Origin of the sequence: Mesorhizobium sp., assembly GCF_005063415.1 — a bacterium.
Taxonomy (GTDB): domain Bacteria; phylum Pseudomonadota; class Alphaproteobacteria; order Rhizobiales; family Rhizobiaceae; genus Mesorhizobium.
In genome coordinates this window covers 1-7,775 of the sequence record NZ_SUEG01000006.1, presented here as the reverse complement: position 1 = coordinate 7,775, position 7,775 = coordinate 1, and the positions used below count along the sequence as shown (strand labels likewise).

Genomic DNA, 7,775 nt, shown 5'->3' with positions numbered 1-7,775 from the left:
CGCCTTTGTCAAGCCGCTCGAACTCGGGCCGCCGGTCGGGCGGCCGGTGCAGTACCGCGTCGGTGGTCCTGACGTCCAGACGGTACGGACACTGGCGCAGGAATTCGCCGGCATCATTTCCGCCAATCCGCAGCTGGCCGCACCCACTTTCGACTGGAACGAGCCCGAGCGCGTGCTGAGGGTCGACGTGCTGCAGGACAAGGCACGGCAACTCGGCATCACCTCTTCGGACATCGCCAGCGCGCTGAACAGCACGGTCGGCGGCTCCACCATCACCCAGGTGCGAGACGCGACCTATCTGATCAATGTGGTGGCCCGTTCGCGCGAGGCCGAACGGGGTTCGATCGGCACACTGCAGAACATGCAATTGCCAACCGGAACCGGCGAGGCGATCCCGCTGGCCGCGGTGGCGAACTTCCGCTACGAGCTCGAGCAGCCGACGGTGTGGCGCCGCGACCGCATCCCGACCATCACCGTGCGCGCCGGGCTGGTCGGCGACGTGCTGCCCGCCACCGTGGTCAACGAGGTGAAACCGTCGGTCGACGCCTTCATCGCCAAATTGCCACCGGGCTATTCGATCGCCACCGCCGGCTCGGTCGAGGAAAGCGCCAACAGCCAGGGGCCGATAGCCGCCGTGGTGCCGCTGATGCTGTTCATCATGGCGACCATCCTGATGGTGCAGTTGCAGAGCTTCCAGCGCCTGTTCCTGGTCGTGGCGGTGGCGCCGCTCGGCCTGATCGGCGTGGTGGCCGCGCTGGTGCCGAGCGGGGCACCGCTCGGCTTCGTTGCCATCCTCGGCGTGCTGGCGCTGATCGGCATCCTGATCCGCAATTCTGTCATCCTGATCGTCCAGATCGAGGATCTTGTGAACGAGGGCAAGGACCGCTGGGCCGCCGTCATCGAGGCGACCGAGCATCGCATGCGGCCGATCGCGCTGACAGCGGCGGCCGCGAGCCTGGCGCTGATCCCGATCGCACGCGAAGTGTTCTGGGGGCCGATGGCCTATGCCATGATGGGCGGCATCATCGCCGGCACGGCGATCACACTGCTGTTCCTGCCAGCGCTCTATGTGACGTGGTTTCGGATCAAGGAGCCGAAAGGAACGCCTGAAAACGAGGAGAGCGCAAACGGTGGCGACGAGGTTCCTATACGCAGCGTGGCCTGACCGCACGGTTGCGAATTGAGTCGCAGCACGTGGAATAGAAAGATACCGCTAAGCCCTCACGAACCCCTCGCTTGCCCTCAGCAAATTGCGCGTATAATCCTTGGTGACACGGCGTTCGACAAGATCGTCCGCCGCCAGATTCTCGACGGCCTCGCCGTTCTGCATCACCATCAGCCGCTCGCATATGTGAGTGATGATGGCGAGGTCGTGGCTGACCATCAGGAAGGTCAGCTTGCGCCGCCGCCTGATCTCTTCCAGCAGGTTCAGCACCTCCGCCTGCACCGAAGCGTCGAGCGCCGAGGTCGGCTCGTCGAGCAGCAGGATCGACGGTTCCAGAATCAGGGCGCGCGCGATCGCGACGCGCTGACGCTGGCCGCCCGATAATTGATGCGAATAGCGGAAGCGGAATCCGGTGCCCAGGCCGACCTCGTCCAGCGCCCGCTGGATGCGCTTTTCGCCGTCGGCGAAGCCGTGAATGGCGAGTGGCTCCTGCAGTAGGCGGTCGACGGTCTGGCGTGGGTGCAGCGAGCCGTACGGGTCCTGGAACACCATCTGCACCTCGCGGTAGAACGCCTTGTCGCGGCGCGCGCCGAGCGTCTTGCCGTTGACGGTAATGGTGCCTGATGCGGCTGGCGCCAGGCCGGCGATTGCCCTGAGCAGCGTCGACTTGCCTGAGCCGGATTCGCCGACCAAGCCGAAGGATTCGCCAGATTTGACCTCGATGCTGACACCCTTCAGCGCGCGAAAACGGTCGAAGACCACCTCCAGCCGGTCGACGGAAAGGGCTGCCGTCATGCCGCCCACTCCGGCTTGCGGTCGAGTACCGGCAGCGGGTGGCGGTCGGCGCCGATCTTGGGCATGCAGTTGAGCAGGCCGCGCGTATAGGGATGCTGGGCGCGGCCGAGTTCCGAGGCCTTGAGCTGTTCGACCACCTTGCCGGCATACATGACGATGACACGATCGCAGAAGGACGAGACCAGGCGCAGATCGTGCGAGATGAAGATCAGCCCCATGCCGCGCTCGCTGACCAGCCGGTCGAGGATGCCGAGCACGTCGAGCTGCACGGTGACGTCGAGTGCCGAGGTCGGCTCGTCGGCGATCATCATTTCCGGCCCGGCGATCAGCATCATGGCGATCATGGCGCGCTGGCCCATGCCGCCGGAGACCTCGTGCGGATGCAGGTCGAAGACACGGGCCGGATCGCGGATCTGCACGGCCTCCAGCATGGCCAGCGCGCGGTCTCGAGCCTCGGCCTTGGAGACCTTCTCATGCGTGCGCAGCGTCTCGACGATCTGGCGGCCGATGCTCATCACCGGGTCGAGCGAATATTTCGGATCCTGCAGGATCATGGCGATACGCTTGCCACGCAGCGCCCGACGCTCGCGCGGCGAGGCGGCCAGCAGGTCGATGCCGTCAAAAGCGAGCGTCTTCGCGGTCACCTCGGCCTGCGGCGGGGTGACGCCCATGATGGCGCGGCCGGTCTGCGACTTGCCCGAACCGCTCTCGCCGACGATGCCGAGCCGCTCGCGGCCGAGCGAGAAGGAAACGCCGCGCACCGCCTCGATCAGGCCGGTGCGCGTCGGGAAGGTGACGCGCAGGTCATCGACTTCGAGAAGCGCGCTCATTGGTCACCGCTTCGGGGGTCGAGCGCGTCGCGCAGGCCGTCGCCGAGCAGGTTGAAGCCGAGGCTGACGATGAGGATGGCAAAGCCCGGCGCTCCCGCAACCCACCACTGGTCGAGCACGAAGCGGCGGCCCGATGCGATCATCGCCCCCCATTCCGGCAGCGGCGGCTGCGCGCCGAGGCCGAGGAAGCCGAGACCGGCGGCGGTCAGGATGATGCCGGCCATGTCGAGCGTCACCCTGATGATCAGCGAGGAGATGCAGAGCGGCATGATGTGGCGAAGCACGATGCGGAACGGCGAGGCGCCCATCAGCTGCACCGCCTTGATGTAGTCCGAATTGCGCACCGTGAGCGTTTCGGCGCGCGCGATGCGGGCATAGGGCGGCCACGAGGTGATGGCGATGGCAAGCACGGCATTTTCGATGCCGGGGCCGAGCGCGGCGACAAAGGCCAGCGCCAGGATCAGCTTCGGAAAGGCGAGAAAGATGTCGGTGATGCGCATCAGGATCGCATCGGTCCAGCCGCCGGCATAGCCGGCGACGGTACCGACCAGCAAGCCGATGGGCGCGGCGATGATGGCAACCAGAATGACGACGTACAGTGTCCAGCGCGAGCCGAAGATGATGCGCGAATAGATGTCGCGGCCGAGATCGTCGGTGCCGAACCAGTGGGCGGCACTCGGCGCCAGCAGCCGCGAGCCCTTGAGATCGCCGAATGTCGGCGAATAGGGCGCCAGCACATCGGCGAATGCCGCGACCACCAGCAGGGCGATGATGATGAGCAGGCCGGCAAACGCCAGCCGGTTGGCGGAGAAGCGCCGCCAGGCCACATAGGCGCGGCCGAGCCTTGCCTGCACGCGCGACGCCGGCCGCTCGCTGAGCAGCCAGTCGCGGCGGGTTTGAATCGCTTCGGTGCTCATCCCGCCTTGGTCCTTGGGTCAAGCACCCGGTAGAGCAGGTCGGAGAATAGGTTGATGGCGATGAAGACCGAGCCAATGATGATGGTGCCGCCAAGCACGGCATTCATGTCGGCGTTCTGCAGCGAGTTGGTGATGTAGAGGCCGATGCCCGGCCACGAAAACACGGTCTCGGTCAGCACCGAGCCTTCGAGCAGCCCGGCATAGGACAGAGCGATCACCGTAACCATCGGCACCGCAGCGTTGCGCAGCGCGTGACCCCAGATGATGCGCGTTTCCGACAGGCCCTTGGCGCGCGCCGCGACGATGTATTCCTGGGTGAGTTCGTTCAGCATGAAGGAGCGGGTCATGCGGCTGATATAGGCGAGCGAGAAATAGCCGAGCAGCGAGGCCGGCAGGATGATGTGGCGGAAGGCATCGGCAAATACGTCCCACTGCCGCTGCCAGAGTGCATCCAGCAGGTAAAAGCCGGTAATCGGTGTGAACGTGTATTCGTAGACGACATCGAGGCGGCCGGGAAAGGCGACCCATTGCAGCTTGGCGTAGAACAGCACCAGCGCCAGCAGTCCGAGCCAGAAGATCGGCACGGAATAGCCGACAAGACCGATGATGCGCACGACCTGGTCGATGATGCTGCCGCGCCGCACCGCGGCCAGCACGCCGAGCGGCACGCCGATCACCGAACCGATCAGTGTCCCCAGCGTCGCCAGTTCGAGCGTCGCGGGAAAGGCGCGGCGAATATCGGTCATCACCGGATTGGTGGTCAGCACCGAGGTGCCGAAATCACCGTTCAGGGCATGTTTGACATAGATGTAGAACTGCTCGACCAGCGGCAGGTCGAGGCCCATCTCGCGGCGCGTGCGTTCGACGACATTGGCCGGCGCCCGGTCGCCGAGCACCGCCAGCACCGGGTCGATCGGGATCACGCGGCCGATGAAGAAGGTCACCGCGAGCAGACCGAGATAGGTCGTTATCGCGATGACCAGGAACCTGGCGATCGATGAGGCCACGGCAACAGCACGGGCGCCGCCGCGCCCTGCCGTCACTTCGCTTTCAGCCACACTCATACGGCGCGTCCGCCGGCGTCACTCCTTCGAGACGGGCCCGACGAAGTTGGTGTCGAAGCTCGGGCCGAGCGCAAAGCCCTTGAGGTTCTTGCGCAGGCCGGCCACTTCCAGCTGCTGGTGGATGATGACGAACGGGCTGGTATCGAGGATCTTCTTCTCGAGATCCTGGTACATTGCGGCGCGCTTGGCCGCGTCCTTCTCGAGCAGGGCGGCTTCGGTCTGCTTGGTCAGGTCCGGAATGTCCCAGGCGTTGCGCCAGGCCAGCGTCTTGGTCTTGCCTTCATCCGAATTGTCCGGGTTGCTGGCAAAGGTCTGCGCATTGGAGTTCGGGTCGAAATAGTCCTGGCCCCACTGGCCGATATAGATGTCGTGGTTGCGGGCGCGGTATTTGGTCAGCGTCTGCTTGCCGTCGCCGGGGATGATCTCCAGCTTGATGCCGGCCTGTCCCAGCGTCTGCTGGATGGATTCCGCCATGCCCGTCGTCGGCTGCCCGGTGCGCACGTCCATGGTGACGCTGAAGCCGTCGGCGAGACCCGCCTTGGCTAGCAGTTCCTTGGCCTTGGCGACGTCCAACTTGAACGGGTTCTCGTCCAGTTCGCCGAGCACGCCCTTGGGCAGGAAGGTCTGGTGGATCTCGCCGATGCCCTTGAGGATGGTCGTGCTCAAGGCATCGTAGTCGACCAGATATTTGAACGCCTGGCGAACCTCGGGCTTGGCGAGGTTCGCGTTCTTCTGATTGAGGCTGATGTAATAGACCGTGCCCTTCGGCGCGCTGGTGGTGGTGAGGTCGGCATTCTTGGCGATGGCGTCGAGATCGTTCGGCTCGAGATTGCGGGCAACGTCGATGTCGCCGGCTTCCAGCGCCAGACGCTGGCCGGAGCTTTCCTTCATGTTGCGATAGATGACCCGCGCAAGCTTTGCCTTTTCACCGTTGTAATTGTCGTTGCGCTCGAGGACGACGGCCTCGTTGGCGCGCCATTCGCGCAGCTTGAAGGCACCGGAGCCGGCATAGCCGGTCTTCAGCCAGGCATTGCCGAAATCATTGTCCCATTTGTAATCGGCGCTCGGCGTGACCGCGGCGACATGCTCCTTGACCAGCTTGGCGTCGACGACCGAGGCGACGGTCGCCGACAGGCAGTTCAGCACGAAGCTCGGCGCATAGGCCTTGTCGACGGTGAACTGGAACGTCGTATCATCAACAGCCTTGGCCTTCTCGGTGACGTTGCCGCCATCGATGCCGAACTGGCCGATGATGAAGGCCGGGCTCTTGTCGAGCTTGATGGCGCGCTCGAACGAATAGGCGACGTCCGCTGCCGTGATCGGATTGCCGGAAGCGAATTTGAGGCCGGGCTTGAGCTTGAATGTGTAGGTCAGGCCATCGTCGGAGACGCTCCAGCTTTCCGCGAGATCGCCCTTGACTTTGGAGGTGTCGCTGAGGTCGAGGCGCACCAGAAGATCGTAGGTGTTGCCGGTGATTTCGGCGGTCGACAATTCGAATGCCTCGCCCGGATCCATGGAGATGATGTCGTCGATGGCGAAACCCTCGACCAGCGTGTCGGCGGGCGTGACCGCGAAGGCAGGCGCACCGGCCAGAAGCAGCGCGGACATTGCCGCGCCCGCGAGCAAGAAGCGGGAGCGTAGAGCAAACTTTTCCATCATCATTTTAACTGTTCCCTGTTTTTGTTGACCTGAGTTCCCGGCTCAGGGTTGTGGCATTTCTTGCCGCGTCGAACGGTGATCCCCGGACCGTTGTCTTGGCAATTTTTTGTGCGGTTCCGGTTCACCATATCCGGCGGTTTCGAGCGCGGCAACGAGCATTTGCAGAACGGTTGATTGGTCCAGGCCGGCGGTGCGAAAACCCGGCTATTTCAGCGCGGTAACCAGGTCGGCGTCGGGAAAGCAGGTAGCGGATCGGCCGTTGCTGGCCTGCCATTTGCCGATCGAGCGGCGCGTCTTGAAGCCGGGCAGGCCGTCGGCGCTGCCGACATCGTAGCCCTTCGCTTCCAGCGCCCGCTGCAGGGCGGCGATGTCGGAGCGGTAGAGCCCGCCGACCGCGCCCCAATTGCCTGAGAAATTGCTGTCGCCATGGGCGATGCGATCGGCGCCATGGCCGATGAACAGAGCATAGAGATCGCTGGTGTTATACTGCTTCAGCACATAGAAATTGGGGGTGACGATGAAGGCCGGGCCGCTGCGTCCCGCCGGCATCAAAAGAAAACCTTCGGCTTTCAGTTCGCTCGCCGGAAACGGTTTGCCCGACACGCGCCTGATGCCCATATCAGCCCATTGCGAAATCTTCTTGCCCTGGTCGGGACCTTCGAGCGAGCAGGAGACGCTGTCCGGCACCGTCACCTCGAAGCCCCAGCCGCGGCCCCTGACCCAGCCATAATGGACGAGATAATTGGCGATCGATGCCAGTATGTCCGGCGTCGAATTCCAGATGTCGGTGCGGCCGTCGCCGTCGAAATCGACGGCATGCTTCAGAAACGATGTCGGCATGAACTGCGGCTGGCCAAGCGCGCCGGCCCAGGACGATTTCATCGCGTGGACCGGAGCAAGGCCGCGCTCGACGATCTCGAGCGCAGCCAAGAGCTCGGTGCGGAAGAATTCCTTCTTGGTCGACATGAACGCCTTGGTGCCCAGCACCTCGAAGGCGTCATAAGGCATCTTCGCCGCGCCGAAGCCGCTCTCGCGGCCCCAGATCGCCAGCAGCACTTCGCCGGGCACGCCATAGCGTTTCTCAATTGCGGCAAGCGTGCTGGCGTTGGCCGCCTCGCGGGTGCGGCCGCCGGCGGTCACCGTACGGACTATCTTTTCGGCGAAATAGGCGCCGGGCGAACCGAATTCGGCCTGGTGCTGTTTCTGCGGCGTCGTCGCCTTCTCGCCCGGCTTCACCAAATCGGGCAGCTTGAGGTTCGGCTTGACGCCGTCGAAGGCGGCATCGAAGGTTTTCCTGGAGATGCCTTTGGCGCTGGCTTCGGGCCAGAGGTCGTTGCCAAGCCAG

Annotated in this window: 7 protein-coding genes; 1 reads left to right on the top strand and 6 read right to left on the bottom strand. The window is 64.3% G+C overall.

The window, feature by feature from the left end:
- Positions 1-1,165 (top strand): efflux RND transporter permease subunit (locus E5W70_RS03160; RefSeq protein WP_292653975.1); only part of this gene is annotated, 1,165 nt, incomplete at its 5' end.
- A gap of 48 nt (positions 1,166-1,213) precedes the next feature.
- Here E5W70_RS03160 and E5W70_RS03155 read toward each other — a convergent pair.
- The 6 genes from E5W70_RS03155 to E5W70_RS03130 all read right to left on the bottom strand — a co-directional run.
- Positions 1,214-1,960, bottom strand: coding sequence for an ABC transporter ATP-binding protein (locus E5W70_RS03155; protein ID WP_292653974.1), 747 nt, complete (start codon positions 1,958-1,960; stop codon positions 1,214-1,216).
- The gene (locus tag E5W70_RS03150; RefSeq protein WP_292653973.1) at positions 1,957-2,790 is read right to left on the bottom strand and encodes an ABC transporter ATP-binding protein; all 834 of its coding nucleotides are present in this window, start codon (positions 2,788-2,790) and stop codon (positions 1,957-1,959) included. Before E5W70_RS03150 ends, E5W70_RS03155 begins: the two co-directional genes overlap by 4 nt.
- On the bottom strand, positions 2,787-3,707 hold the full coding sequence (nikC, locus tag E5W70_RS03145; RefSeq protein WP_292653972.1) for a nickel transporter permease: 921 nt from the start codon (positions 3,705-3,707) through the stop codon (positions 2,787-2,789). The genes E5W70_RS03150 and nikC overlap by 4 nt, the downstream gene beginning before the upstream one ends.
- Complete coding sequence (locus tag E5W70_RS03140; RefSeq protein ID WP_292653971.1) at positions 3,704-4,771, bottom strand: ABC transporter permease; 1,068 nt, start codon at positions 4,769-4,771, stop codon at positions 3,704-3,706. The genes nikC and E5W70_RS03140 overlap by 4 nt, the downstream gene beginning before the upstream one ends.
- Positions 4,772-4,789: 18 nt before the next feature.
- Complete coding sequence (locus E5W70_RS03135) at positions 4,790-6,433, bottom strand: ABC transporter substrate-binding protein (RefSeq protein WP_292653970.1); 1,644 nt, start codon at positions 6,431-6,433, stop codon at positions 4,790-4,792.
- Between the two features lie 201 nt (positions 6,434-6,634).
- A partial coding sequence (locus E5W70_RS03130) for a lytic murein transglycosylase (protein ID WP_292653969.1) occupies positions 6,635-7,775 on the bottom strand: 1,141 nt, incomplete at its 5' end.

What these genes read in the sequence shown, in the direction of transcription:
- E5W70_RS03150 (WP_292653973.1), bottom strand. Translation starts at nt 2,790, where the DNA reads ATGAGCGCGCTTCTCGAAGTCGATGACCTGCGCGTCACCTTCCCGACG.
- E5W70_RS03140 (WP_292653971.1), bottom strand. Translation starts at nt 4,771, where the DNA reads ATGAGTGTGGCTGAAAGCGAAGTGACGGCAGGGCGCGGCGGCGCCCGT.
- E5W70_RS03135 (WP_292653970.1), bottom strand. Translation starts at nt 6,433, where the DNA reads ATGATGATGGAAAAGTTTGCTCTACGCTCCCGCTTCTTGCTCGCGGGC.
- nikC (WP_292653972.1), bottom strand. Translation starts at nt 3,707, where the DNA reads ATGAGCACCGAAGCGATTCAAACCCGCCGCGACTGGCTGCTCAGCGAG.
- E5W70_RS03155 (WP_292653974.1), bottom strand. Translation starts at nt 1,960, where the DNA reads ATGACGGCAGCCCTTTCCGTCGACCGGCTGGAGGTGGTCTTCGACCGT.